We start from the raw sequence: 25992 nt of genomic DNA, 5'->3' as shown, positions 1-25992 counted from the left end.
ATGATTTCCCAGCTTTTTTGAATGCGATAGAAATAGCAACTAGACTATTTACGAAAGACCTCAATAATGTAGGTGAAACCAGTAACTAAAAATGCAAAGGCAATGACATAAACGACAAAGACACCTGTAGCCACTGGATTGAACAGAATCACTAGACCTAGTAAAAATTCAAGCAAGGCTACCCACGTGATATTGCTACCAATAATAGGGAAAATCAATCCTAGACGATTGCCTTTAAAGAAAGCAATAATGGCTTCTACAATTAACCAAATTCCTACAATGGTCGGAATGACGACCGGCAGGGTCAAAAAGCCATAAGCAACGAGGTAAAGAGCTAAGAGAAGACTAACAAATCCTTGGAAAAGATAAACAGGTGAGCGAAGCTCTTTTGGTGCAGAGAAATAGCCTAAAATAGCTGCTATAGAAGAAACCAGTAAATCAAATGCAATCCACCAGCTGTAAGCAACAAGATTAGCTACTGGGTTTGTAAATAGGAAAAGTCCTAAAAGGACAAAAACAACTCCTGCAAGGAATAGCAGTAAACGATTAGAAAATTTCATTTCAATACCCCCTATATAGTATAGTTTTCTAATAAAACTACTGTACTTATTTTTATAGAAAATGTCAATAAAATAAATAAACAATTTGGAAGTTTCAGTCTGACTTACAAAAAGAAAAGGAGTTTTCACTCCTTTTCACAGATTGAAGACAAAGTCCTTATAAAAGTGTCTTCTAAAGATTTTAACTTCAATCTGAAGCGAGGTTATCCTCGCTTTTTCTATTTATCAAACAATTCCTTATTTTCAATTAAGAGCTCTAGTGGAGATTTATCTCTTGCTTCAATAAAACCAGGTTCATATTGGGTATGAAGTGTTCTTTTCTGAGAAGTTGGATCAATATACAACTCTTTTCCATCTTCTGTGTATAGTTGGTTGCCTCTTGTTAGGTAAAGTAAATCCTCTAAGTACTGTCCATCAGTATGTAGGAAATGCTCGATGTATTTGACAGCTTTTAAGATTTCACTTACTTTATCAGAGTATTCATTAGATTCAAGAACACTCTTTTCTAACTCAATCTCTTTACTCGTTCCAAAGAGTTGGGTTGGAGTTGCATTAAAATATTCCGCTATCTTATCCAAATTTGCAAAGGTAGGATAGCTTTTTTGTTTTTCATAATCAGAGATGTCTGGAAAGATTGCTCATAAAAAAAATGTGGGGCAAATGATGGGGCAAATCAGTTATAGACAAGCAAAAAAGCCTTATAAATAAAGGCTTTTTCCTGTTGATTTAGATGCCCCCTACAGGGATCGAACCTGTGACCCACGGATTAAGAGTCCGCTGCTCTGCCAGCTGAGCTAAGGAGGCAAACAAAAAAGCTGTATTGGTGCCGAAACTTCACGGTTTGTATTGAACCCGCGCAATTAAGCAGGTGGGCAACTCGCTCTAACTGAAGCTGTTTCCGTGTGAGACGGCCTACATGCTGTTAGAAGACTTTTGTTTCCCTAATAATACAAAAAATAGTCGGTCAACACTTAAGTGTGAGGTCGTACACCACAGCGTTTCTATGTTTATATAATACCACTTTTTCAAAAAAAATCAAGGGGTAAATGTAATTATTTGGAAAGGATTTCACAAATTTCGTAATTTATCAATGGTTTCCTTGCGCTGAGCTAGGGCTCGTTCGTATTTTCCAGTATCTTCTGGTGAGAAATAGCTATGGTCGCGAATTTTTTCTGGCAAATAATCTTGCTTGATCCAGTGGCCTGGATAACTATGTGGATAGAGGTAGTTTTGCGCATTGCCCAGTTCCTTGCTACCGCTATAGTGACCATCTCGCAGGTGTCTTGGAATTGGTAAGTGACCAGACGTTTTAAGGTCGGTCAGAGCCTTATCCATAGCCACATAGGCTGTGTTTGACTTGGGCGAGAGTGCCAGATCAATGACGACATTGGCAATGAGAATGCGAGCTTCTGGAAACCCAATCCTCTGTGCAGCATCCAAAGCAGTTACGGTATGGATCTGGGCATCGGGATTGGCCAAGCCGATATCTTCGTAGGCAATTACCGTCAAACGACGTGCCAAGCTAGGTAGGTCACCAGCCTCTATCAAGCGAGCAGCATAGTGGAGGCTAGCATCCACATCCGAACCTCGAATGGATTTCTGTAGAGCGGATAGAACATCGTAATGTCCATCTCCATCCTTGTCCATAGTAATGTAGCTTCTCTGGAGACTATTTTCCATAATATCGAGCGTGATATGGCGGATTCCTTCGTCATTTGCCGGAGTAGAAAGAACTGCCAAATCCAGCGAGTTGAATGCAGAACGGAGGTCTCCATTGGTAGATGTTGCGATAAAATCAAGGGCATCATCATCTAACTCAACTGGGAAATAAAAACCTCGTTCAGGATCAGTCAGGGCGATTTGAATGGCTTCTTTGACATCTTGGTTAGACAGAGGTTCCAACTCAAAAATCTGAACACGACTGCGGATGGCTGGAGTGACAGAAAAGAAAGGATTTTCCGTTGTCGCCCCAATCATGATAACCAATCCACTTTCCAAGAGAGGAAGGAGGAAGTCTTGCTTAGTCTTGTCGAGACGGTGGATTTCGTCTAGTAGCAATACAAGCCCTCCTGAGAATTTTGCTTCCTCAGCGATTTCTTGAAGACGTTTTTTACTATCAACAGTGGCATTAAAGGTCCGAAAGGCATATTTGGTCGTTCCAGCGATGGCCGAAGCGATACTGGTTTTTCCGATGCCTGGAGGTCCATAGAGAATCATGGATGATAGACGGTTGGCCTCCACCATGCGACGGATGATTTTTCCTGGGCCCACCAGATGCTCTTGACCGATGACCTGGTCGATGGTTTTGGGGCGCATACGAAGCGCGAGATTGTCTGGCATAGCAGTCCTTTCTAACATGGATTTTCTGATACTAATGTGGTAATATGGTAGTATCTATTTTAGCATATTTCCGAGTATTCGGGGCGATTTAAGAGTCGTATAGAAAGAGGACAAAATGGCAACATACGGATTTTTAGATGTTTTACAGGAAGAGTTGGACAAAAACTTTCCTTTTGACTATGAGATTAGTTGGGACAAGCGTAATCATGCAGTAGAAGTGAGCTTTTTACTAGAAGCGCAAAATCCTGCAGGAGTGGAGATGCTGGACGAGGACGGGGAGGTGTCATCAGACGATATCCTTTTTGAGGAGGCGGTGCTCTTTTACAATCCTGCCGGGTCAACAGTCAATCTGGAAGACTATTTGACAGTTATCCCTTACCTTCCTAAAAAAGGTTTTTCTCGTGAATTTTTAGCTTATTTTGCACTATTCCTTAAAGATACTGCCGAGGTTGGACTAGATGCCCTCATGGACTTCTTGGAAGACCCAGAAGCAGAAGAATTCGTCATGGAATGGAACCAAGAAGTCTTTGAAGAAGGGAAAGCAGGCTTGGAAGAAGGAGAATTTTACCCTTATCCGAGATATTAGGAGATTGTAGTGGATATAGACATTTCAGATTTCACAGGCTGCAAGATTGCCCTCTTTTGTGGGGATAAGGTCTTGACTATCTTACGTGATGACAAGGACAATATCCCTTGCCCCAACATGTGGGAATTGCCAGGTGGAGGTCGTGAAGGGGACGAAAGCCCTTTTGAGTGCGTAGCGCGTGAAGTTTATGAGGAACTAGGCATTCATTTGACCGAAGATTGTCTACTTTGGAGCAAGGTCTTTCCCAGCATGCTCTATGAAGGCAGACAGTCGGTCTTTATGGTTGGGCAGCTAAGTCAGGATCAGTTTGACAATATCACTTTTGGAGATGAAGGGCAGGCCTATAAACTGATGCCTATTGAGGAGTTTTTGAAGTCTAAACAGGCAGTACCTCAGCTCCAGGGGAGATTGAGGGATTATTTGGAGGAAAGTTTATGATAAGACTTGAGAGAGCAGGAGCAGAAGATTTAGAAACCATTATTGCTATTCAGAGAGCTAGTTTTAAAGCAGTTTATGAAAAATACCATGATGAATATGATCCCTATCTAGAAGATCGCGAGCGAATCAAATGGAAATTGGTCGAGCGTCCCAATAGCTATTACTACTTTGTAAAAGAAGATGAAGAAAAGATTGGTTTTTTACGAATTCAGACTAATGAAGAGTTAATGAAAGCTTGGTTGGGAACAGCAGCGATTTTGCCCCAGTATCAAGGAAAAGGTTATGGTTCTGAAGGATTGAGATTACTGGAAAAGGAATTTCCAATGATTAAACAGTGGGATTTGTGTACGGTATTACAGGATGCGGGCATGATCGCCTTTTATGAGAAAAATGGCTACCGTCAAACTCATATCGAGCCTGAAAAAGAAGGTATGGATATGGTTTACATGAAAAAATTGATTGACAAATAGAAAGGATGGTTCGGTTACATTTCTAAACTGAACCCGCCCTAAACACTGTGCCAAAAAGATAAATGTCTCTTAGACACAAGCGTCTTCAGAGAATTTCCTATTTGGCTTTGTGTTTTACGGGCTTGGTATCTTAATGATGGAAACATGGCAAGAGTTAAAAGTTACAGTGAAGCGTGAGGGAGAGGAGTTAGTCTCTAACCTCTTGATTGAGCTGGGCGCCCAAGGGGTGGCGATCGAAGATAGCATGGACTATGTGGGGAATGTGGACCGTTTTGGTGAGATTTTCCCAGAAGTCGAGCAACAGGAAGAAATCGTGGTGACTGCCTACTACCCTGACACAGTTGATGTAGCAGTGGTGGAAGCGGACTTGCAGGCTCGTCTCTTAGAATTGACCGACTTTATGGACTTAGGAGAAATCAAGATTGGCACGACTGCCTTGGCTGAGGAAGACTGGGCCGACAACTGGAAGAAATACTATGAACCGGCACGCATCACCCATGACTTGACCATCGTTCCGTCATGGACAGAATATGAAGCGACAGCAGGAGAAAAGATTATCAAGCTAGATCCAGGGATGGCCTTTGGGACAGGAACGCATCCGACGACTAAGATGAGCCTTTTTGCCTTGGAGCAGGTCCTTCGCGGTGGGGAAACAGTGCTGGATGTGGGGACTGGTTCAGGGGTCCTTTCCATTGCTAGCTCACTTCTTGGCGCTAAGGAAATCTTTGCCTATGACTTGGATGATGTAGCGGTTCGCGTCGCTCAGGAAAATATTGAGCTCAACCCGGGTATGGAAAACATCCATGTAGCTGCAGGTGATTTGCTTAAGGGGGTTGAGATTGAAGCTGACGTCATCGTGGCCAATATTTTGGCGGACATCCTCATTCATCTGACGGATGATGCTTATCGCTTGGTCAAGGATGAAGGCTACCTGATCATGAGTGGTATAATCAAGGATAAGTGGGACATGGTGCGTGAGTCGGCTGAGTCAGCTGGATTTTTCCTTGAAACCCACATGATTCAAGGGGAATGGAATGCCTGCGTCTTTAAGAAGACCAAGGATATCTCCGGTGTGATTGGAGGCTAGCATGCAACAATACTTTGTCAAGGGTAGTGCAATCTCTCCTATCACCATCGAGGACAAGGAAACCAGCAAGCACATGTTTCAGGTTATGCGCCTGAAAGAAGATGACCAGGTTACCTTAGTTTTTGATGATGGGATCAAGCGCTTGGCGCGCGTGCTGGATGTGGAAAATCGTCAGTTTGAGTTGGTCCAAGCGTTAGCTGATAATGTGGAACTGCCAGTCCAAGTGACCATCGCATCAGGATTTCCCAAGGGGGACAAGCTGGAGTTCATCACTCAAAAAGTGACAGAGCTAGGTGCTAGCCAGATATGGGCCTTCCCTGCTGACTGGTCCGTTGCCAAGTGGGACGGCAAAAAATTGGGCAAAAAGGTCGAGAAACTAGAAAAAATCGCCCTTGGAGCAGCCGAGCAAAGCAAGCGTAATCTGGTTCCAAGTATCAAGCTTTTTGAGAAAAAAGCAGATTTTCTAGCCCAGCTGGACCAGTTTGACTCTATCATAGTGGCTTATGAAGAATCAGCAAAAGAGGGAGAAGCCGCTGCGCTCTTGCAAGTAGTCGCTGGACTGGAAAAAGGAGCAAAACTGCTCTTTATCTTTGGACCAGAAGGTGGTCTTTCACCTGCGGAAATTGAAAGTTTTGAAGCTAAAGGAGCTGTTCTGGCAGGACTTGGGCCTCGGATTCTAAGAGCAGAAACAGCACCGCTTTACGCCTTATCAGCCCTTAGTGTTTTATTAGAATTAGAGAAATAAGAGGAAGAAAATGGAACAAAAACATCGTTCAGAATTTCCAGAAAAGGAACTCTGGGACTTAACAGCCCTATACCAAGACCGTGAGGATTTCTTGCGTGCGATTGAAAAGGCTCGCGAAGATATCAACCAATTTAGCCGTGACTACAAGGGCAATCTGCATACTTTTGAAGATTTCGAGAAGGCTTTTGCGGAATTGGAGCAAATCTACATTCAGATGAGCCATATTGGCAACTATGGCTTTATGCCTCAGACGACAGACTATAGCAACGAAGAATTTGCTAATATCGCCCAAGCTGGGATGGAATTTGAAACAGATGCCAGCGTAGCCTTGACCTTCTTTGACGATGCCTTGGTGGCAGCAGATGAGGAAGTTTTGAACCGTTTGGGTGAGCTGCCACATTTAACAGCAGCTATTCGTCAGGCCAAAATCAAAAAAGCCCACTATCTAGGGGCAGATGTGGAGAAGGCCTTGACCAATCTGGGTGAAGTTTTCTACAGTCCACAGGATATCTACACTAAGATGCGAGCTGGAGACTTTGAAATGGCTGACTTTGAAGCTCATGGCAAAACCTACAAAAACAGCTTTGTGACCTATGAGAATTTCTATCAAAACCACGAGGATGCTGAGGTTCGTGAGAAATCCTTCCGTTCCTTCTCAGCAGGCCTTCGTAAGCACCAAAATACGGCTGCGGCAGCTTATTTAGCCCAAGTCAAGTCTGAAAAACTGTTGGCAGACATGAAGGGCTACGACTCCGTCTTTGATTATCTTCTGGCTGAGCAAGAAGTGGACCGTGCCATGTTTGACCGCCAGATTGACCTCATCATGAAGGACTTTGCGCCAGTTGCTCAGAGATACCTCAAGCATGTTGCCAAGGTGAATGGTCTTGAAAAGATGACTTTTGCTGACTGGAAATTGGACTTGGATAGCTCCCTTAATCCTAAAGTGACTATTGACGACGCCTATGATTTGGTCATGAAGTCCGTAGAACCTTTGGGACAAGAATATTGTCAGGAAGTTGCTCGTTATCAAGAAGAGCGCTGGGTGGACTTTGCTGCCAATAGTGGCAAGGATTCTGGTGGCTATGCAGCGGACCCATATCGCGTGCATCCATATGTCCTTATGAGCTGGATAGGTCGTTTGAGTGATGTCTATACCTTGATTCATGAAATCGGGCATTCTGGTCAATTCATCTTTTCAGATAATCACCAAAGCTACTTTAATGCCCACATGTCGACCTACTATGTCGAGGCGCCTTCGACCTTCAATGAATTGCTCCTCAGTGACTACTTAGAGCACCAGTCTGATGACCCTCGTCAAAAACGTTTCGCCCTTGCTCACCGCTTGACAGACACCTACTTCCATAACTTTATCACTCACCTTTTGGAAGCAGCCTTCCAGCGTAAGGTGTATACATTGATTGAAGAAGGAGAAACTTTCGGAGCAAGCAAACTCAACAGCATTATGAAGGAAGTTTTGACCGAATTCTGGGGAGATGCTATTGAAATTGACGATGATGCAGCTCTGACTTGGATGCGCCAAGCTCACTACTACATGGGCTTGTATAGTTACACCTACTCAGCAGGACTAGTCATCTCGACTGCAGGTTACCTCCATCTGAAACATTCAGAAACTGGAGCTGAAGACTGGCTCAATCTCCTCAAATCAGGTGGTAGCAAGACACCGCTTGAGTCAGCTATGATTATCGGAGCAGATATCTCTACAGATAAACCACTTCGTGATACCATCCAATTCTTGTCTGACACAGTTGACCAGATTATCGCCTATAGTGCGGAGTTGGGGGAGTAAAGGAATAGAAAGGCTGTTTTATAGTAGATTGAATCTAGAACAGTACACTACAACTGATAAAAATATTTCTAGCAATTAGTTTGACTTTCCTAATTCCTCTGTTCATATCTTATTTCAATCTACTATAGAATAATGCTCCTGGGTTTGTTGAGCGTCATTATAATTGGACTAGCTGTAGCTATTTTCAAAAACGCCGTTGAAGGTCGTGATGTTAAATTTGAACTTGCTGTAGAGCTACTACTGATAGTTATTTACTTCATTTTAGACCAGTTATCCCAGATTCTATTTCCTTAAGAATTTAATATAAAGTCATCTGCGGATGATTTTTTGACAACTCATAAAAAGAGGTGGGCAGATGTATCCAGAATTGAAAAGAAAAGTAGTAGAAGAAAAACCGAGTTATCGTCAAGAAGAACTCCTGTGGTTGCTTGAGCACATAGGGGATCCGAGTCCAGAAATTCGCGATGCATTGGTTTTTACTAGTCTGGCTAGGGGGATTCAAGAAGAGTTATTTACCAAGGAGCAATTTCAGTTGATCGCTGCTGAGATTGTCTCTGATGGTGGCCTAGATAAAGAGATTGATAAGACAGGAGCTTCAACGCCTGAACGTTCTTTTAGGGCCCTTATTTATGCTAATCTCTTATCTGCCGATGGCAATGAACAGTCTCTTTTTTATCAAGTGCTTAAAACTGAAATCAGAAATACGATGCTCGATCAAGGGTTGCATTACCTTGAAAAAGAAGAGGATACGACAGGTTTTTCAAGCCAGTATGGTTGGGTGCATGCTTTTGCTCATGGGGCTGATCTTTTGACTGAAGTTGTTTGTCATCCAGACATTTCTGCAAGTCGAATTGATGAGGTGTTTGAGATCCTTGGTCCTATGTTTCAAAGAATTTCGGTTCGATTTATAGATGATGAGGACTGGCGCTTGGCCAGAGTCCTTTACGAACCTATTTTGCAAGGCAAGGTGGAGCAAGCGACACTGGCTTCTTGGATAAAGTCACTTGATTTTCCGATAGAAGAGAGGGAAGATTTTTATAAATTTTCCAATTTCAGATCCTGTCTCTTAGAAGTCTATGTTCAACTCGACCAGAGAAATAGTTTACAAGATGACTTGAAAGAAGCTATTCAATCTTTCCAATATTAGATTTTGATTATCAAATGTGAAAACTTACACAATGTTTCCAAGCACATTTCTTGAAACCCTTTCCTTCTTTTGATAGACTAATACATAGTTTGAAAAAAGGAGACTTAACATGAAAAAATTTGTTGCTGAATTAATCGGTACTTTTATGCTTGTGTTCATCGGAACAGGAGCTGTTGTTTTTGGAAATGGTGTTGAAGGCCTTGGACACCTTGGGATTGCTCTTGCCTTTGGTTTGGCAATCGTAGTGGCAGCCTTCTCAATCGGAACTGTTTCAGGTGCTCACTTGAACCCAGCTGTTTCTATCGCTATGTTTGTTAACAAACGTTTGTCATCTTCAGAGCTTGTAAACTACATTCTTGGTCAAGTGGTTGGTGCTTTCCTTGCGTCTGGAGCTGTATTCTTCCTCTTGGCAAATTCAGGTATGTCAACTGCAAGTCTTGGTGAAAATGCCTTGGCAAATGGAGTAACTGTCTTTGGTGGTTTCTTATTTGAAACAATTGCAACTTTCTTGTTTGTTTTGGTCATCATGACTGTAACTTCAGCAAGCAAAGGTAATGGCGCAATCGCTGGTTTGGTCATCGGTTTGTCATTGACAGCTTTGATTCTAGCTGGCTTGAACATTACTGGACTTTCAGTAAACCCAGCTCGTAGCTTGGCTCCTGCTGTCTTGGTAGGTGGCGCAGCCCTTCAACAAATTTGGATTTTCATCCTTGCACCAATCGTTGGTGGAGTTCTTGCAGCTCTTGTTGCTAAAAACTTTCTTGGAACTGAAGAATAATTGAAACTCAAAAAGCCTTGCTCCTCATGATGAGGAACAGGGCTTTTTCGTATCTGTTGATACTCAATATAGTAGATTGAATATAGAATAGTACACTACAACTGCTAAAAATATTTCTAGAAATTAGTTTGACTTTTCTAATCTCTCTGTTCATATCTTATTTCAATCCACTAGATAAACATTTTTTCAATTTTAAATTTATAGTAGATCAAATACAAAACGGTACACTGTGAATTCTAAAAAATGCTAGAAATTGACTTAACTACTCTGGTAAATTTGTTTAGATTCTATTTCATTTCACTATAAAAATCAAAGAGCAAACTAGCCGCAGGTTGCTCAAAGCACTGCTTGAGGTTGTAGAAAGAACTGACGAAGTCAGCTCAAAACATGGTTTTGAGATTGTAGATGAAGAGGCTGGGAAAAAAGTCTTTGGAATCAGAAAAACGCATAGTATCAGGTATTGAAAAACCTTGATGCTATGCGTTTTATTGTGGGGATATTTATTTCATTTTCTCCTGAAATTGAGTTTTTGCCCAGCCTCAACCATACCTACGGCAAGGCAACGTTGACGCGGTTTGAAGAGATTTTCGAAGAGTATTAGCGGTTGTCAATTTTCTCTGGATAAAGGTCGTGTTGGAAGAGGCGTTGTTCTGCCAAGCCTTCATACTTGGTACCAGGTCTACCGTAGTTGTAGTAAGGGTCGATTGAAATACCACCGCGAGGTGTAAATTTCCCCCAAACCTCTAAGTAGCGAGGGTCTAGCAAATTAACCAAGTCTTTTCCGATGGTGTTGATACAGTTTTCATGAAAATCTCCATGGTTTCGGTAGCTAAAGAGGTAGAGTTTGAGGGATTTTGACTCGACACAGAGCTTGTCAGGAATGTAGGAAATATAAATCGTCGCAAAGTCTGGCTGAGCAGTGATTGGACAAAGTGAGGTAAATTCAGGGCAGTTGAACTTGATGAAATAGTCATTTTCCACATGACGATTGTCAAAGGATTCGAGGACTTCGGGTTGATATTCGAAAATGTAGTTGGTTTCTTTGTTGCCGAGGAGGCTTAGGTTTTTCATTTCTTCTTGTTGTGACATGATTTTTTTCTTTCTAATCTTAAACACCACGTTGGTTGTCGTAGAGGAGGGTATGGAGTTGAGGAAGGACGCGGACATTGCCCCAGCTATCGTCAGTAGCGACGCGTTCCCAGAGTTCTTTGAGGCGGTCCAGTTGGTCTTGGACAATATTGCCTGTGGCCTTGGGCTCAGGATTTCCTGCTGATAAGAAGAGAACATCTGGTTGGTAGCGCTCTTGAATGCCTTTGGCAAAGGCCAAATCCGCATCATCAAAGACAGGGATTTTAAAGGTGACCTTGTCTGGATTTAGTTGGGAAACGATAAAGTCCAAGGTTTCAAAGTTGACTTCCATCTTGGATGAAGGAGGTTTGGGGCTGAGAGTGATCTGATCGATATCTTTTAACCAATTTTGCCAGCGAGAACCTTGAGTCTCGACAGCAAGGGTGACACCACGTTCCTTGAGCTTGGTGACCAATTCGGCCATGTTGGCTGCTAGGATAGCAGGATTTCCCCCAGATAGGGTGACGTAGTCGTAGCTCCCCAATTTATCCAAGGCAGCAATGACCTCGTCAGCAGTCATACGAGTTGGCTTTTCAGAGCCATCCCAAGTAAAGGCAGAGTCGCACCAGTCGCAGTGATAGTCGCAACCGGCAGTGCGGACAAACATGGTTTTCTGCCCAATTGCACGGCCTTCGCCTTGAAAGGTTGGGCCGAAAATTTCCAAAACTGGTAGTTTGAGGACACGCTCCCTAGTCATCTAACCACTCCCGTCTAAACTCCGCAAAGGCAGTCGGAGTTTCATAGAGGCGAACGTATTCCAAACGGAGACCGCGTTCGCCTGGCAACTCTTGGTTCATGGTTTGGAAAATCCAGTAAACCATATTTTCAGCAGTCGTGTTCATATAGGGCAGGGTTTCATTGAGATAGCGATGATCCAAGTGGGGCTCTAAGTAGTTCTTGTAGATCGTTTTGATGTCTCCGAAATCGTAGGTCATGCCCCGTTCATCTAAAAATCCACTGACAGCGATTTGCAAATGGTAGGTGTGGCCGTGCAGGGACTTGCATTTTCCCTCGTAGTGAAAGAGGTGGTGGGCAGCATCAAAGGTAAATTCTTTTGATACCAAGGTTCTGTGAGGATTGTAGACAAGAGACTCCCCAGTTTCCTGTTTGATTTCTTTGGGTGCAAAAAACATTAGTCTTCTCCTTTCTGTGAGAGGTAAACATCTAGACCATGCTGACGTAAATGGCAGGCTGGGCAATCTCCACAGCCACTTCCGATAATCCCGTTGTAGCAGGTTAAGGTCTTTTCACGAACATAGTCAAAGGCACCGAGTTGGTCGGCTAATTCCCAAGTTTCAGCCTTGTCCAGCCACATGAGAGGCGTTTGGATAACAAAGTCGTAATCCATGGCAAGGTTGAGAGTGACATTAAGGGATTTGACAAAGACATCTCGACAATCGGGGTAGCCTGAGAAGTCTGTCTCACAGACACCTGTCACGATGTCTTTAATGCCTCGTTGCTTGGCAAGAACTGCCGCAAAGGACAGAAAGAGGTGGTTGCGACCATCAACGAAGGTATTGGGAACCTCTCCCTCTTTTTGCTCGATTTCCAAATCAGAGGTCAAGGCATTTTCAGTGATTTGCCCCAGAAGAGACATATCGAGGATATGGTGGCGAATACCCTGTTCCTTAGCGATTTCTTGGGCAACTTGAATTTCGAGATGATGGCGTTGGCCGTAGGCAAAGGTGACAGCTTCGACTGTTTCATAGTGTTCTTTAGCCCAAAAGAGGCAGGTTGTGGAATCTTGACCGCCACTAAAGACGACCAAGGCTGATTGACGTTTCATAGTACTCCTTCCAAAATGGGAAATGTTCAGAGCACGCAAAAAGCTCCCTTGAGGGAGCTAAAAAATACCAAGTCAAGGTTTTTTTTAGCGATGGCATGTCCCAAACATCGTAATATTCTACCTACAGTCTAGCATATTTTTTGAAAAATGGCAAAGGGCAAGAAAAAAGAGACCAAATAAAGTACTTGGTCTCTCATTAGATTAGCTCAATTCAGCAACGATGGCCTTGATTTGTTCTGCTGTGTGTACACCAGCAACTTGTTTGACTACTTGCCCGTCTTTTTTGAAGAGAAGAGTTGGGATAGACATGATTCCAAAAGCACGAGCTGTGTTTGGATTTTCATCCACGTCCATTTTAACGATTTTCAAGACATCTTCTGAAAGTTCTTCAGACAATTTATCCAAGATTGGACCTTGCATGCGACATGGACCACACCAAGTTGCCCAGAAGTCTACTAAGACCAAACCGTCTTTTGTTTCTTGTTCAAATGTTGCATCTGTAATTGCTTTTGCCATTGTATTTCTCCTTTTTTAGTTATATTGGCTTAAATCTTGTTTCATGAGATAGAAGAAGACATCTCCGTAAGTCCCATGGTAGTCCAAATCATGACCGTTGTAAGTTAATTTTTGGACTGGGTAGTAGTCTGCGACGCCGATAAGGCAAGCTTGTTGTGAACGATCAAAGTCGTCATAAGATTCGAAAGTCACAGTTCTTTCGTTCTTGCTGGCATCTAGATAGGTAATTTCAATCATAGGATTCTCCTTTGCTAAATCATGTTTTCATTTTACTCCTTGAAAAAAGGAATGTCAAGAAAAATGATTGCGCACGCAAGTTTTTTAAAAAAATATGTTAGGCTAACCAGTTTGATTTTCTTGCTAAGCTTTCTTCAACAGCTGTTTGTAAATAAGCCAAGGTAGTCTGTCCTTCGCTTGTCAGGCAGATAAAACTAGCTCGTTTGTCCTGGTCGCAGCATCTCCGACTAAGTAAACCGCAGTTTTTTGCTTCTAGGCGAGCCACCATCCGTGAAACAGCACTAGGGCTCAGGTGGAGTTTGTCTGGCAAGTCGATTTGTCTTAGGGATTTGCCTTCAGCCTGATTTAGAAAGTGCAAGAGGTAAAATTCCTTGAGTGTCAAGGTTTGTTCACTCTGCTCAGCGATGGTCTCTTCTAAAATAGCTTCTAGCTCTACTTGCCTACGGTTGAAGTCAAACCATTTTTCTAAGTAAGTCATGTCCATCTCCTTTCCCTCTATAATAGTGTAATCATACTAGTGCATCTATGATGCTTGCGCACGCAATTAGTATACACCTTTTTGGCTTAGATAGCAAGAAGGATGTTTCTTATATATTTCCTTGAAATTTTCTGAAAAAAGAGTAAACTGGTATGCAGAAAGTCTATTTGTGGAGTTTACAATGAAGTTATATGTTCAGTTAATGATTCTCTTTGTGATTTCTCTAATCGGTGAAGGAATCTCCAGTTTTTTTCATTTGCCAATACCAGGAAGTATCATCGGCTTGATTATTCTTTTTCTTGCCTTGCAGTTCAAGTGGCTGCGTATCCGCCATGTCAATATGGTGGGGAATTTTCTCCTAGCCAACATGACCATTCTTTTTCTCCCTCCTGCGGTTGGAATTATGGAAAAGTTTGATGTGATTGCTCCCTATCTCCTACCTATTGTCTTGATTGTCTTTTTTGCAGCAGTGATTAATATCATCCTGATTGCGCTTGTGGTTCAATTTATCAAAAAACGCTATGAAGGTGACTACGAAGAAAGAGGTGCTAAATGAGCGAATTTGTATCCAATCCCCTATTTGGGATTGCCTTGTCAATCTTAGCCTATCTTGGGGGAATGATGATTTTCAGACGCTATCCTCATCCCTTAACGACTCCCTTGTTGCTGTCAGCTATTTTTATAATTATCTTTCTAAAGGTGACTGGCATTTCCTACCAAGATTACTACCAAGGTGGGGTTTATCTTAATAACTTAATTGTTCCTTCAACAGTGGCTCTAGGAATTCCCCTCTATAAGAGTTTCCACTTGATGAAGCATCATGCTCGCAGTATTCTCTTTGGTAGTCTGATGGCGGTAGTGGTCAATACCTCTTTCACAGCCCTTGTGGCCAAAATCTTTGGTATGGACTTTTTCCTAGCTATTTCCCTCTTTCCTAAGTCAGTAACGACTGCTATGGCAGTAGGGATTACAGAAAAGTTGCAGGGCTTGACAACTGTGACCCTAGTAGTTGTCGTAGCAACTGGTATTTTAACCAGTGTAATCGGACCAACACTTCTAAAATGGCTAAAAATAGACGATCCAGTAGCTGCTGGACTAGCCCTGGGTGGAACAGGTCACGCTGTTGGAACTGGAACAGCCTTTCGCTATGGACCAGTTGCAGGTGCTATGGGAGGATTAGCTATCGGTGTTACAGGTGTTCTCTATGTATTTGTCAGTCCTATTGTAGCTAATTTGATCTTGAGTTAAAAAGCAAGGATTAAGAATTTGGAGAACATCGGTTTTATTTTAGGGTGAGGATGAAAAAGATTGTCCTGTGACCCGAAACTATATCTATCTAGGACTTAAGAGTTGAAGAAAAGTGGCGTCAAGGGGATTTTACAGAAATGAATAGAGATAGTTTATGAATGAAAAATTAAATTTTTTAAAGAAATATGTGCCATTTGGAGAGATGGTCGAGATTTTATCTAATTTTGAAAATCTGTCCAATCATCCTATTCCACAATATTGGCGGGATGCCTTTCAAACATCAGATTTTTCTAAAAGAAAACAAATCATCCTAGGAGAATGGAAAAAATATCTAGCTGAAGAACTCAGCAATACGATCTCTTATCTAGAAGAGTTTCTGGAGGCTATAGACCTTATCAAAATTGGACCTACCTATTCCTTGCTTTATTCCATTAGAACTTATCAGAGCAAGAGTCTAGTATTTTATGAGGGTAAAATACCGATTTCGGACCGAGAGTTTACAGACCACTTTAATCAGTCAAAACTAGAACTTGACGGGAGTATCCGTGATTTCTATACACATATTCATGCAGGGTTTAATGACTATACCAGTAAAAGCATGGGCTTAGACGATCTAGATATGATTGAACCAATAGCTGATTATGATTGGGAATTTGAGGATCAGTTAACAAATGACATTTCCAGTTATTACAATTTTTTTAACGGAAAATTTTTCAAAAAAATACTTGACAATCTACATGAGAATATATACAATGAAATCAAAGAAAACGGATACAAAAAAATTTGCTTAACAGTATATGAGATTTTTCTTTTCTATAAAAGAATTATACGTATAATAAATTTTTTAAAAAAGGATGGAAAGCGATGCTTAATTTGACTTATGTTATCAAAGTTGTAAAAAAGGTCACCTAGCCTCAGTACAGTAGCATCCAGATAAATGCCCAGGGCGTTATCGTTAGATTGCCTTGAGTTGCTTATGTAAAAGCGATAATTTATCACTTTACTATTATAATGATGAGGCTGAGGGGATCCCCTCAGCCTTTTTAAAGCGGGAGATAAGTTGTGGAAACAATTTATTCTTTTTCTACAGATGATGTAGTTTATTTAAAAAATTTATATACAGGATCTATTCGTGAGATTGATGAGGGACTATTCAAGAAGTTATCTTTAAAAGAATTTCCTTATTTGATAAGTGATATTGATAAACAAGTGCCCTTTATTCACTCTAAACGAATAGTAGAGGGAGATGAATTATCACTATATATAGTTACAACTATGTCGTGTAACTTGACTTGCTCTTATTGCTTTGAGAATGATAAGGATAGGAAGCAGTCCTTAAGTAGTGAACATGACGGTAAAAAGATTGTGAATTTTATATTAGATGAGATCAATTTTAAGCAGTATAAATCTCTGGATATCTGTTTTACTGGTGGTGAACCATTATATAACTTTCAGCTTATACGAAATTTATGTGAAACTTTAGATGAGAAACTACCTATTCCTATTTCGTATACTTTGATTACAAATGGAACGATATTCACAAATAAAATAATGTCTTTTCTTGATTGTCATAATTTTGCTATTCAAGTTTCTTTTGATGGTGATGAACACTATCATAACCTAGAAAGATGCAATCGATTAGGGAAAGGAACTTATCATAGAATCATAAATAACTTGTCAGTTATGTTGGAAAAGTATAAAAATTTATCCATTCAGGCTAGAGTTAACATATCTAAAAGAAATTATATATCTATCCAGAAATTATTTTTAGATTTAAAAAAGTATACAGAATTTGAAAATTTTAATCTTTATTTTGATTTTGTAGCTGTACCTAACGATTCAATTTTATATATTGATAGTGAAACTAAAAAGAAGATTTGTCTAGATTTATTGCTGTTTTTATCAAAGGAAAATATACCGTATTATCATGATTTAAAAATAGGAGGGTACTGTATGTTCAAAAATCAAGATTCTCTTACAATTCATGCCAACGGTACCTTATATAAATGCTATTCATTAGTAGGGAATGAAAACTATCAGTTGGGAAGTATTGGTCAGGCTACTAACGAATTAACAGGTCTGGGAAGTATGTGCCCATATAAAGATTGTGCTTATTATGAATTTTGTTATGGAGGTTGCCCATTTAATACATTTGTAAATAATGGGAAGATGGAACGCGATTGTCAGTTTGACTATTTAGAGTGGTTTCACAAGATTGTATTTTTAGATGAATTAGGATTATTGACAAAGGAGGATGTTGAAGGGGCTATTCAACATATATCTGTTCATAAAATATATGTGGATAAAAATGTTACTATGGAGGCATGCAGATGAAAAGATTGTTATCCTATAACAATAAAGTGCTATTTCTAAAAAGCTTTATTTTGAATGCCCTTGTTACTATACTAACTGTAGCTATTCCTTATATTAGTAAGTTATTTGTTGACCATATTCTATCTCATAAAGTTCATGCTATGATTGTTTATGGGGTGCTTTATGTAGGAATTTCTCTGTTTATTCAAGTTTTATATTATTTTTGTGATGTGATTCAAGGAGAATCAGAATCGCATGTTTGGCAGAATATTTGCCAAAAAACTGCTGAAAATATCCAGCTCTATGATATGGTAGAGACAGAATTGTCTGAAGCTACCATTACACAAGAATTAGGGCAGACTTATGAGCTGTTAAAACGATTTTTTAACGAATATCCTGTTGCTCTTCTCCTGTACTTGATACGAGCGCTTGTGATTATAGGGATTTTATGGAGTATTTCTCCTACTATTGCTGTGATGATAGGTATTTTGATACCTGTATTTATCTTTATTTCGCAGAAATATAGTGGACGACTATCTAAGCTTGGTTCCGATACAGTGAATTGTATGAAGGATATACGCGATTATCTAGTGGATAGTTATAAACTCATGCCTAGTAAGCGATTTTCAGCTCATTCTAGCTTGATTGATTTCTCTCCCTTGGTGAAAAAATATATTTCATGTAAAAATAAGGAAGTGAGAATGACTTCTTTATTTGAAAATTTTCTTTCCTATGCATTTTTGAATTTTATGATTATGATGACGACGATTATATCAGGTTATCAAACTTATAAAGGTTGGATTACTATTGGTGATCTAATGGCTATCCAACTATATATTTCACAATTTTGGATACCTATTGAATACTTCCTTGATGTTTATAAGGAGTACTCAGGAAGTAAGCAAATTATCGAAAATTTTATCAATTTTTTAGAACCTGTTCAGATTTCGTATGAGTCTACTCCAATTTTAGAGATAGTCTTAGAAAAGTATGTTAGCCTGGGGAGGGATGGCGAAGAACTGCATGAGCCATTAACAACTCGTTTAGAAAAAGGGCATATTTATCGTATTGTTGGAGAAAATGGTGTGGGGAAGACGCGATTGATTTTAGCGATAGTAGGCTACAGCATGAATTATCATGGTGAGATTTACTTACCTAATTATAGAAAGAATTCGAATTTTTCGTACTGCCCTGCAGAACCTGTTGCGAGTCGATTTTATAAAAATGAATTGAGTCAAGGTGCATCTATGGGACAACTAAAATTGTTGCAGTTGCAAGAAGCAGTAGCGGTGGATAAAGATGTTTATATTTTTGATGAGCCAAGTAATTTTTTAGATTCACAAAACAAGAAAAAAGTAGTGCAAATCCTGTCCGACTTGTTATCAAAAGAAAAGTTAGTGATTTTGATTAGTCATGATGATGATTTAGTTGATTTTCCAACAGAAGTTATTAATCTTCAATCATGTGATAGTGAGTAAGGAAAATTAGAACTTTATTGAGTTTAAGAAATATAGTGCATTGACCCTAGAATAGTATGCTATGGATTCTAAAACATTTCTAGAAATTAATTTAACTTTCCTAATCTCTTTGTTCATATCTTATTTTCAATCCACTACAGATTAGCAAGAAAAGACTGGGTAAAAAGTTTTTATAGTCAATTGAACCCAAAATAGTACATAATGTGGTATAATCTTCTTATGGCATATTCAATAGATTTTCGTAAAAAAGTTCTCGCTTATTGTGAGCGAACAGGCAGTATAACAGAAGCGTCACACGTTTTCCAAATCTCACGTAATACCATTTATGGCTGGTTAAATCTAAAAGAGAAAACAGGGGACCTAAATCATCAAGTAAAAGGAACAAAACCAAGAAAAGTTGATAGAGATAGACTTAAAAACTATCTTACTGACAATCCAGATGCTTATTTGACTGAGATAGCTGCTGAATTTGACTGTCATCCAACTACTATCCACTATGCTCTTAAAGCTATGGGCTACACTCGAAAAAAAAGAACCACACCTACTTTGAACAAGACCCAGGAAAATTAGCCTTATTTTTTAAAAATTTTAATAGTTTTAATAGTTTTAATAGTTTAAAGCATCTAGCACCTGTTTATATTGATGAAACAGGATTCGATACTTATTTTTATCGAGAATATGGTCGCTCTTTAAAAGGTCAATTAATAAGAGGTAAAGTATCTGGAAGAAGATATCAGAGGATTTCTTTGGTTGCAGGGCTAACGAATGGTGAGTTAATCGCTCCAATGACTTACGAAGAGACGATGACGAGCGACTTTTTTGAAGCTTGATTTCAGAAGTTTCTCTTACCAACATTAAACAAACCATCAGTTATTATTATGGATAATGCAAGATTCCATAGAATGGGTAAGCTAGAGCTCTTATGTGAAGAATTTGGGCATAAACTTTTACCCCTTCCTCCCTACTCACCTGAGTACAATCCTATTGAGAAGAAATGAGCTCATATTAAAAAGCATCTCAAAAAGGTATTGCCAAGTTGCAATACTTTTTTTGAGGCTCTTTTGTCCTGCTCTTGTTTCAATTGACTGTAAAATCAGAAAAACGCATAATATCAGGTATTAAAAAACTTGATACTATGCGTTTTATTGTGGGAAGATTTACTTCATTTTCTCCTGAAATTGAGTTTTTACCCAGCTTCTTTTTAAAATCGTATGTTATAGACTATTACTTTTCTTTGCTTAGGTGAATGACTTGGTCGTAGTGTTTTAAGTCCTCTTCTGTGTAGTGGTGAATGACTTCTATGACTGTTTGAGGTAGGGGGAAGAGCAAGTCACTGATCTTTCTGCTATTTTCCAAGTCAAGATTGGCCTTAATCTCATCGGCTAAGATGAGTTGGCTATCATGGTAGAGGGCGCGAGCGATTTCTAGGCGTTGTTTCTCACCACTAGATAGGCTGTCATTACTGAGTGTTCGATTTTTCAAATGTTCTAATCCTGTTTTTTTGAGGATATGATTTAAAGTCTCTTGTTTTTTATCCAGTCCCAGAAGGATATTGTCTTCCAGAGAGAGCGTATCAAAGTAATGGCTATCTTGGAGGATATAGGAACTAATACTCGTGATTTCTTGACGTGACAGGTTTTGACCAGCAAAGTTAATCTGCCCACTTGTCGGTGTCTCTTCTCCATGAATGATATTGAGCAGGGTTGTCTTACCAGAGCCACTTTCCCCGATAATGGCAATTTTTTCTCCTTGCTTGATGTGCATGGAAATCGGAGATAGGAGGACATTTGCATCTTTTTCTAGGGAGATGATGTCAAGTTGGATAGGGAAAATGCTTTCTATGCTTCTAGGCGAGATGGAGTCAGACTGGTCCAAAAGTTTTTGGTATTTGTTGAGAAGAGTTCGAGTCGCTTTTCGGGTGTTGGTAAAGTAAGCCAACTCTTGGAATTGATAGCCGATATTATGGGAAACCAGATAGATGGCCACAAAACTAGCCGCATCTAAATAATTATAGTAGGTCATAAAACCACCGATGACAATAGGTGTGACGGAGCAAAAGGCGTCGATGCTATTGATCAAGAGACTGTTTAAAGTTCGTTGTTTTTCATAGTTGATCTCGGCATCTAGACTAGTTTGTAATTGCTTTTGGTAGCGAGCAAAAAAGAAGTCTTGACCCTGATAATGGCGAATTTGTTGGTTACCGCCAATAAAATTTGTCAAGCTTGATAAGTAGCTCTGGTTAATAGTTGACCGCTTTTCAGAAAGTGAATCCAAGCGCTTTGATCCGATAGCACTGCAGAGGACAGGAAAGGAGTAGAAGAGGATGAAAATCAAGCCTAGGTAAAAATTGGTCCACAGGGCATAGAGAATGGACACAGTGGTGAAACCAAGAGAAGAAATAATGATAACCGTTGGTTCAATATAGCTTTCTTCTATTTGCTTGACGTCGTTTTCTAGGTCGGACAAAATATCCTTTTCATCAATCTCATAACTGTTTAAAAATCGCTTGAAAATAGCACTCTTGATTCCATATTTGAAATCAGTAATCAAACGGGCATAGTAATAGCGTTTTCCAGCCAAACCTAGTAGGAGAATGAGATTACCAAGAATTCCTAAAATCAAAACTTTCCAAAGAAGGCCTAGTTCTTGATTGGTAAAACTAGCAACAATATTCTGAACAAGGGCTGGCGTAATAATCGCTTCCAGCCAGGTAATGCTAATAGAAAAGAAGTAAAGTACGAGGTGTTTCTTAGTAACAAATCTTCTTAGCATAAAGAGTTGACCTCCTTATCGATATACATGTAATTAGTTTTTAATTTATTATAGTTGCTTAGTTTTAAATAAGCAACTATAATAAAGCTATGTCATATAGTACAGATTTTAAACAACGAGCATTAAATTACATCAAAGAGGGACACAGCCATGTCGAGGCATCCAAAGTTTTTGATGTTGGCGTCAGAACTCTCTTCACATGGGAAAAGAAATTACGTGAACAAGGGCATTTAGAGCGGAAAAAGAGAGTCGCCAAAAGCCGAAAGATTCCTTTGGAGGAGTTGAAGGCCTTTGTCGAGGCTCATCCAGATGCTTTTTTACGGGAAATTGCGGCACATTTTGATTGTGCTGTTCCTTCAGTATGGGCAGCTTTAAAGCAGATCAATGTCACTTTAAAAAAAGACGACTAGCTTTAAGGAACAAGATCCAGAGAAAGTCGCTGAATTTCTTGATATTTTGGATAATCTAAAAGATTTACCAGTCGTATATATTGACGAAACAGGAATCGACCGCTACCTCTATCGTTCTCATGCACGGGCTCCTAGAGGAGAGAAAGTCTATGAAAAGATTAATGGACGGCGTTTTGAGCGGACTTCAATTGTTGCAGGACAAGTAGATGGAGAGTTTATAGCTCCCATGATTTACAAGGAGAGCATGACGAGCGACTTCTTTGTGAAGTGGTTCAAAACGAAACTCCTGCCTGCTTTGAAGACACCTCATGTCATTGTCATGGACAATGCTAGTTTTCATCCCAAGAAGATCTTGGATGAACTTTGCGTCAAAGATAAACACTTTTTCTTACCTCTACCACCTTATTCACCAGATTTGAATCCCATTGAGCAAGCTTGGGCTGTCTTGAAAAAGAAAGTGACAGATTTATTAAGGGAAGTTCCAAATATCTTTGAATGTTTAGAGTGCTTTTTTAAAACTAAATGACTATATCAAGTATTTTAAAACTTGATAACTATGCGCCTTTTCCTCTTTATTTTCTCTTTGCAAAATCTACAAATCGAAACTTCTCAAGTTTGTGTCGACTTTCAGTGAACTGAAATTGGCGCCCGTCTTGGAGATAGACTTTTGATTTAATGGATACAACATAGGGGTCTTTGCCAATGTCCATCAGAATCTTATCACGATCGTTACTCTGGTCAATGGTGATTTCCTTTTGAGCATAGTCTATGGTAAGTTTGAGCTGATTTTCGATATAAGAGTAGATAGACTGTTCAGCAATTTCTCGACTGAGTCCAGGAATTAGTTCCATATCTAAATAGTCAGTATCCAGTACGGAAACTAGGTCATCTACAACTCGTTGACGGACCACCTTCCAGACCATCCGAAATTCTGGAAAGCCAGTCAAGAGAGAAGCTTTCTTGTCGATGATAATCTTATCTAGACTCACTACATTTGTTTTTGAGCGAAGTCCTAACTCTTGGACCAATTCTTGGTAACTAGTTAGGTTAGACACTGGGAAATTTACAGTTTCTTCTTTAATGACCTGAGACCCCTGTCCTCTGATTTTTTTAATTAGTCCCTCTTCTTGGAGCAGGGACAAGGATTTTCGGACAGTATCACGACTGACTTGGTATATCTCCATCAACTCATGCTCGCTTGGAAGAAAATCTCCAATAGCATAGGTTTCATTTTGGATATCGGCTTCTATCTGTTTAAATAATTTTTGATATTTCTTCACAGTTACTTCCTTGTAAAAATAGTTCTGATTGCCTATGAGAACAGTACATGTATTTATTTTAACATACAAGTTACCAAAATATAAGGAAAAAATCCATTATTTTTAACAAACAAGTTGCAGACAAGTTTGGTATCGATTACAATTGAATTATCAAGTCAAGGAAGTCTTGACAAATATAAGGAGATTCAAATGGGAAAATTTGAACAAGAAGCTAAAGACTTGCTACAAGCAATCGGAGGCAAAGATAATATCACGGCAGTAACCCACTGTGCAACACGGATGCGGTTTGTTCTAGGAGACGATCAGAAAGCTGATGTCAAGGCTATCGAATCCATCTCAGCAGTTAAGGGGACTTTTACAAACGCTGGTCAATTCCAGGTTATCATCGGAAATGATGTGCCCATTTTTTATAATGATTTTACAGCTGTATCTGGGATCGAAGGAGTTTCTAAAGAAGCGGCTAAGTCAGCTGCTAAGAGTAATCAAAATCCAGTTCAACGTGTGATGACAACTCTGGCTGAAATCTTTACACCGATCATTCCGGCCTTGATCGTCGGAGGATTGATCCTCGGTTTCCGTAATGTTCTTGAAGGCGTACATTGGTCAATGTTGGATGGCAAGACCATCACAGAATCCTCTCAGTTTTGGTCAGGAGTCAATCACTTCCTCTGGTTGCCAGGTGAGGCCATCTTCCAGTTCTTGCCAGTAGGGATTACTTGGTCTGTTTCTCGTAAGATGGGAACCAGCCAAATCTTGGGTATTGTTCTCGGGATCTGTTTGGTTTCACCTCAGTTGCTGAATGCCTATGCAGTTGCTTCGACACCTGCATCAGAAATTGCAGATAACTGGGTTTGGAATTTTGGATATTTCACTGTTAATCGTATCGGTTACCAAGCTCAAGTTATCCCAGCTTTACTGGCAGGATTGAGTTTGGCTTACTTGGAACTCTTCTGGCGCAAGCATATTCCAGAAGTCATTTCCATGATTTTTGTACCATTCTTATCATTGATTCCGGCCTTGATTTTGGCTCACACTGTTTTGGGACCAATCGGATGGACAATTGGTCAAGGACTCTCAGCAGTTGTATTGGCAGGGTTAACTGGTCCAGTTAAGTGGCTCTTCGGTGCAATCTTTGGTGCCCTCTATGCTCCATTTGTTATCACTGGTCTTCACCACATGACTAATGCCATTGATACGCAGTTGATTGCAGATGCTGGTGGAACTGCTCTCTGGCCTATGATTGCTCTTTCTAATATTGCCCAAGGTTCAGCAGTGTTTGCCTACTATTTGATGCACCGTCGTGATGAGCGTGAAGCTCAGGTATCACTTCCTGCAACCATTTCAGCCTATCTCGGTGTAACAGAACCTGCCCTCTTTGGGGTTAACGTCAAATACATCTATCCATTTGTGGCTGGGATGATTGGTTCAGCTCTTGCAGGTATGCTTTCTGTGATATTTAACGTGACTGCTGCTTCTATCGGTATTGGTGGTTTGCCAGGTATTCTTTCTATTCAACCACAATACATGCTTCCATTTGCAGGGACCATGCTAGTTGCAATCGTTGTTCCAATGCTATTGACCTTCTTCTTCCGTAAGGCAGGACTCTTTACAAAAACAGAAGATGACACAGAATTAAAAGCAGAATTTCAAGCACAGGAAGAAGCAGAATTCCATCATCAAGAATCAACTCCTGTTGCTTCAACAAAAATTATCAGTCCACTGGAAGGACAAGTAAAAGAACTAAGTCAAGCAACAGACCCAGTCTTTGCATCAGGTGTCATGGGACAAGGTCTAGTGATTGAACCAAGCCAAGGTGAGTTGACTTCGCCAGTAAATGGTACAGTTACAGTCCTATTTCCAACTAAGCACGCCATCGGTATTGTATCTGATGAAGGTGTTGAGTTATTGATGCACATCGGCATGGACACTGTTGGTCTAGAAGGTCGTGGCTTTGAAAGTCATGTGTCTCAAGGAGACCATGTTACTGTAGGACAAAAATTGATTAGCTTTGATATGAAAGTGATCAAGGATGCAGGACTTGTGACTGAAACTCCAGTCATCATCACTAACCAAGATGCGTACACAGCGTCAATCGATGGAACTTACCCTCGAGTGATTAAACACGGGGAAGACTTGATGGTTGCTAAACGAATCTAATACTCAATGAAAATCAAAGAGCAAACTAGGAAGCTAGCCGCAGGTTGCTCAAAACACCGTTTTGATGTTGTAGATGGAACTGACGAAGTCAGCTCAAAACACTGTTTTGAGGTTGCGGATAGAACTGACGAAGTCAGTAACCATACCTACGGTAAGGCGACGCTGACGTGGTTTGAAGAGATTTTCGAAGAGTATAAGTTTTAAAATGTGTAGGGTTGGGATATAGCTCCC

Annotated in this window: 27 protein-coding genes, 1 tRNA gene and 2 pseudogenes; 17 read left to right on the top strand and 13 right to left on the bottom strand. The window is 40.1% G+C overall.

Annotation, left to right across the window (positions count from 1 at the left end; translation table 11 throughout):
* Positions 1-44 precede the first annotated feature (44 nt).
* The 4 genes from QM450_RS05330 to QM450_RS05315 form a co-directional block, all read right to left on the bottom strand.
* Positions 45-560: a DUF308 domain-containing protein gene (locus QM450_RS05330; protein ID WP_021767032.1), complete on the bottom strand. Its 516-nt coding sequence runs from the start codon at positions 558-560 to the stop codon at positions 45-47.
* 218 nt (positions 561-778) lie between these two features.
* Complete coding sequence (locus tag QM450_RS05325; protein WP_235084148.1) at positions 779-1195, bottom strand: helix-turn-helix domain-containing protein; 417 nt, start codon at positions 1193-1195, stop codon at positions 779-781.
* A gap of 96 nt (positions 1196-1291) precedes the next feature.
* Positions 1292-1364, bottom strand: a tRNA-Lys gene (locus QM450_RS05320).
* A 264-nt stretch (positions 1365-1628) separates the two neighbouring features.
* Positions 1629-2900: a replication-associated recombination protein A gene (locus QM450_RS05315; protein ID WP_414319907.1), complete on the bottom strand. Its 1272-nt coding sequence runs from the start codon at positions 2898-2900 to the stop codon at positions 1629-1631.
* Between the two features lie 115 nt (positions 2901-3015).
* Here QM450_RS05315 and QM450_RS05310 point away from each other — a divergent pair, with 115 nt between their 5' ends.
* The 8 genes from QM450_RS05310 to QM450_RS05275 all read left to right on the top strand — a co-directional run bounded on the left by QM450_RS05310 (position 3016) and on the right by QM450_RS05275 (position 9958).
* Positions 3016-3486 carry a DUF3013 family protein gene (locus QM450_RS05310; protein WP_414319906.1) on the top strand — a complete coding sequence of 157 codons (471 nt, stop codon included), beginning with the start codon at positions 3016-3018 and terminating at the stop codon, positions 3484-3486.
* A gap of 9 nt (positions 3487-3495) precedes the next feature.
* Positions 3496-3924, top strand: a complete 429-nt coding sequence (locus QM450_RS05305; protein WP_414319905.1) for an NUDIX hydrolase — start codon at positions 3496-3498, stop codon at positions 3922-3924.
* The gene (locus tag QM450_RS05300) at positions 3921-4394 is read left to right on the top strand and encodes a GNAT family N-acetyltransferase (RefSeq protein ID WP_414319904.1); all 474 of its coding nucleotides are present in this window, start codon (positions 3921-3923) and stop codon (positions 4392-4394) included. The genes QM450_RS05305 and QM450_RS05300 overlap by 4 nt, the downstream gene beginning before the upstream one ends.
* A gap of 136 nt (positions 4395-4530) precedes the next feature.
* Positions 4531-5481, top strand: a complete 951-nt coding sequence (gene prmA, locus QM450_RS05295) for a 50S ribosomal protein L11 methyltransferase (RefSeq protein ID WP_414319935.1) — start codon at positions 4531-4533, stop codon at positions 5479-5481.
* A 1-nt stretch (position 5482) separates the two neighbouring features.
* Positions 5483-6226, top strand: coding sequence for a 16S rRNA (uracil(1498)-N(3))-methyltransferase (locus QM450_RS05290; RefSeq protein ID WP_414319903.1), 744 nt, complete (start codon positions 5483-5485; stop codon positions 6224-6226).
* Between the two features lie 10 nt (positions 6227-6236).
* Complete coding sequence (gene pepF, locus QM450_RS05285) at positions 6237-8033, top strand: oligoendopeptidase F (RefSeq protein ID WP_414319902.1); 1797 nt, start codon at positions 6237-6239, stop codon at positions 8031-8033.
* Positions 8034-8388: 355 nt separating this feature from the next.
* Positions 8389-9180, top strand: a complete 792-nt coding sequence (locus QM450_RS05280; protein ID WP_414319901.1) for a DUF2785 domain-containing protein — start codon at positions 8389-8391, stop codon at positions 9178-9180.
* Between the two features lie 109 nt (positions 9181-9289).
* The gene (locus tag QM450_RS05275; RefSeq protein ID WP_414319900.1) at positions 9290-9958 is read left to right on the top strand and encodes an MIP/aquaporin family protein; all 669 of its coding nucleotides are present in this window, start codon (positions 9290-9292) and stop codon (positions 9956-9958) included.
* 597 nt (positions 9959-10555) lie between these two features.
* On the opposite strand, the gene queF is transcribed toward QM450_RS05275, so the two are convergent.
* The 7 genes from queF to QM450_RS05240 all read right to left on the bottom strand — a co-directional run bounded on the left by queF (position 10556) and on the right by QM450_RS05240 (position 14103).
* Positions 10556-11047 carry a preQ(1) synthase gene (queF, locus tag QM450_RS05270; RefSeq protein ID WP_000082589.1) on the bottom strand — a complete coding sequence of 164 codons (492 nt, stop codon included), beginning with the start codon at positions 11045-11047 and terminating at the stop codon, positions 10556-10558.
* A 19-nt stretch (positions 11048-11066) separates the two neighbouring features.
* Positions 11067-11783: a 7-carboxy-7-deazaguanine synthase QueE gene (gene queE / locus QM450_RS05265; RefSeq protein ID WP_414319899.1), complete on the bottom strand. Its 717-nt coding sequence runs from the start codon at positions 11781-11783 to the stop codon at positions 11067-11069.
* On the bottom strand, positions 11776-12219 hold the full coding sequence (queD, locus tag QM450_RS05260; protein ID WP_414319898.1) for a 6-carboxytetrahydropterin synthase QueD: 444 nt from the start codon (positions 12217-12219) through the stop codon (positions 11776-11778). The genes queE and queD overlap by 8 nt, the downstream gene beginning before the upstream one ends.
* A complete protein-coding gene (queC, locus tag QM450_RS05255) occupies positions 12219-12872 on the bottom strand; it encodes a 7-cyano-7-deazaguanine synthase QueC (RefSeq protein WP_261063345.1) in 654 nt (217 codons plus the stop codon). The genes queD and queC overlap by 1 nt, the downstream gene beginning before the upstream one ends.
* Before the next feature lie 201 nt (positions 12873-13073).
* Entirely contained in the window at positions 13074-13388 is a 315-nt protein-coding gene (gene trxA / locus QM450_RS05250) for a thioredoxin (protein WP_001029581.1), read from the bottom strand.
* A 15-nt stretch (positions 13389-13403) separates the two neighbouring features.
* Positions 13404-13625, bottom strand: a complete 222-nt coding sequence (locus QM450_RS05245) for a DUF4649 family protein (RefSeq protein WP_000570251.1) — start codon at positions 13623-13625, stop codon at positions 13404-13406.
* A gap of 97 nt (positions 13626-13722) precedes the next feature.
* Complete coding sequence (locus tag QM450_RS05240) at positions 13723-14103, bottom strand: MarR family winged helix-turn-helix transcriptional regulator (protein WP_075227290.1); 381 nt, start codon at positions 14101-14103, stop codon at positions 13723-13725.
* A 181-nt stretch (positions 14104-14284) separates the two neighbouring features.
* On the opposite strand from QM450_RS05240, the gene QM450_RS05235 reads away from it, so the two are divergent.
* The 6 genes and pseudogenes from QM450_RS05235 to QM450_RS05210 all read left to right on the top strand — a co-directional run bounded on the left by QM450_RS05235 (position 14285) and on the right by QM450_RS05210 (position 20227).
* Positions 14285-14659 carry a CidA/LrgA family protein gene (locus tag QM450_RS05235; protein WP_000781321.1) on the top strand — a complete coding sequence of 125 codons (375 nt, stop codon included), beginning with the start codon at positions 14285-14287 and terminating at the stop codon, positions 14657-14659.
* Positions 14656-15351: an LrgB family protein gene (locus QM450_RS05230; RefSeq protein WP_414319897.1), complete on the top strand. Its 696-nt coding sequence runs from the start codon at positions 14656-14658 to the stop codon at positions 15349-15351. The genes QM450_RS05235 and QM450_RS05230 overlap by 4 nt, the downstream gene beginning before the upstream one ends.
* 154 nt (positions 15352-15505) lie before the next feature.
* A complete protein-coding gene (locus QM450_RS05225) occupies positions 15506-16228 on the top strand; it encodes a hypothetical protein (protein WP_414319896.1) in 723 nt (240 codons plus the stop codon).
* Between the two features lie 185 nt (positions 16229-16413).
* Entirely contained in the window at positions 16414-17685 is a 1272-nt protein-coding gene (locus tag QM450_RS05220; protein ID WP_414319895.1) for a radical SAM protein, read from the top strand.
* Positions 17682-19142, top strand: coding sequence for an ATP-binding cassette domain-containing protein (locus tag QM450_RS05215; protein WP_414319894.1), 1461 nt, complete (start codon positions 17682-17684; stop codon positions 19140-19142). The genes QM450_RS05220 and QM450_RS05215 overlap by 4 nt, the downstream gene beginning before the upstream one ends.
* Positions 19143-19361: 219 nt before the next feature.
* Positions 19362-20227, top strand: a pseudogene (locus QM450_RS05210) (IS630 family transposase).
* Between the two features lie 139 nt (positions 20228-20366).
* Here the strand turns inward: QM450_RS05210 and QM450_RS05205 are convergent.
* The gene (locus QM450_RS05205; RefSeq protein ID WP_414319893.1) at positions 20367-21914 is read right to left on the bottom strand and encodes an ATP-binding cassette domain-containing protein; all 1548 of its coding nucleotides are present in this window, start codon (positions 21912-21914) and stop codon (positions 20367-20369) included.
* A gap of 89 nt (positions 21915-22003) precedes the next feature.
* On the opposite strand from QM450_RS05205, the pseudogene QM450_RS05200 reads away from it, so the two are divergent.
* Positions 22004-22850 (top strand): annotated as a pseudogene (locus tag QM450_RS05200) (IS630 family transposase).
* A 46-nt stretch (positions 22851-22896) separates the two neighbouring features.
* On the opposite strand, the gene treR reads toward QM450_RS05200, so the two are convergent.
* Entirely contained in the window at positions 22897-23604 is a 708-nt protein-coding gene (gene treR, locus QM450_RS05195; RefSeq protein WP_414319892.1) for a trehalose operon repressor, read from the bottom strand.
* A gap of 189 nt (positions 23605-23793) precedes the next feature.
* On the opposite strand from treR, the gene treP reads away from it, so the two are divergent.
* Positions 23794-25761, top strand: a complete 1968-nt coding sequence (gene treP, locus QM450_RS05190) for a PTS system trehalose-specific EIIBC component (protein ID WP_414319891.1) — start codon at positions 23794-23796, stop codon at positions 25759-25761.
* 6 nt (positions 25762-25767) lie between these two features.
* Complete coding sequence (locus QM450_RS05185) at positions 25768-25965, top strand: hypothetical protein (RefSeq protein ID WP_414319890.1); 198 nt, start codon at positions 25768-25770, stop codon at positions 25963-25965.
* The last annotated feature ends 27 nt before the right edge of the window (positions 25966-25992 follow it).

The sequence above is a fragment of the Streptococcus infantis genome, from assembly GCF_047464615.1.
Taxonomy (GTDB): domain Bacteria; phylum Bacillota; class Bacilli; order Lactobacillales; family Streptococcaceae; genus Streptococcus; species Streptococcus infantis_Y.
This window is presented reverse-complemented; position numbering and strand designations above follow the sequence as displayed.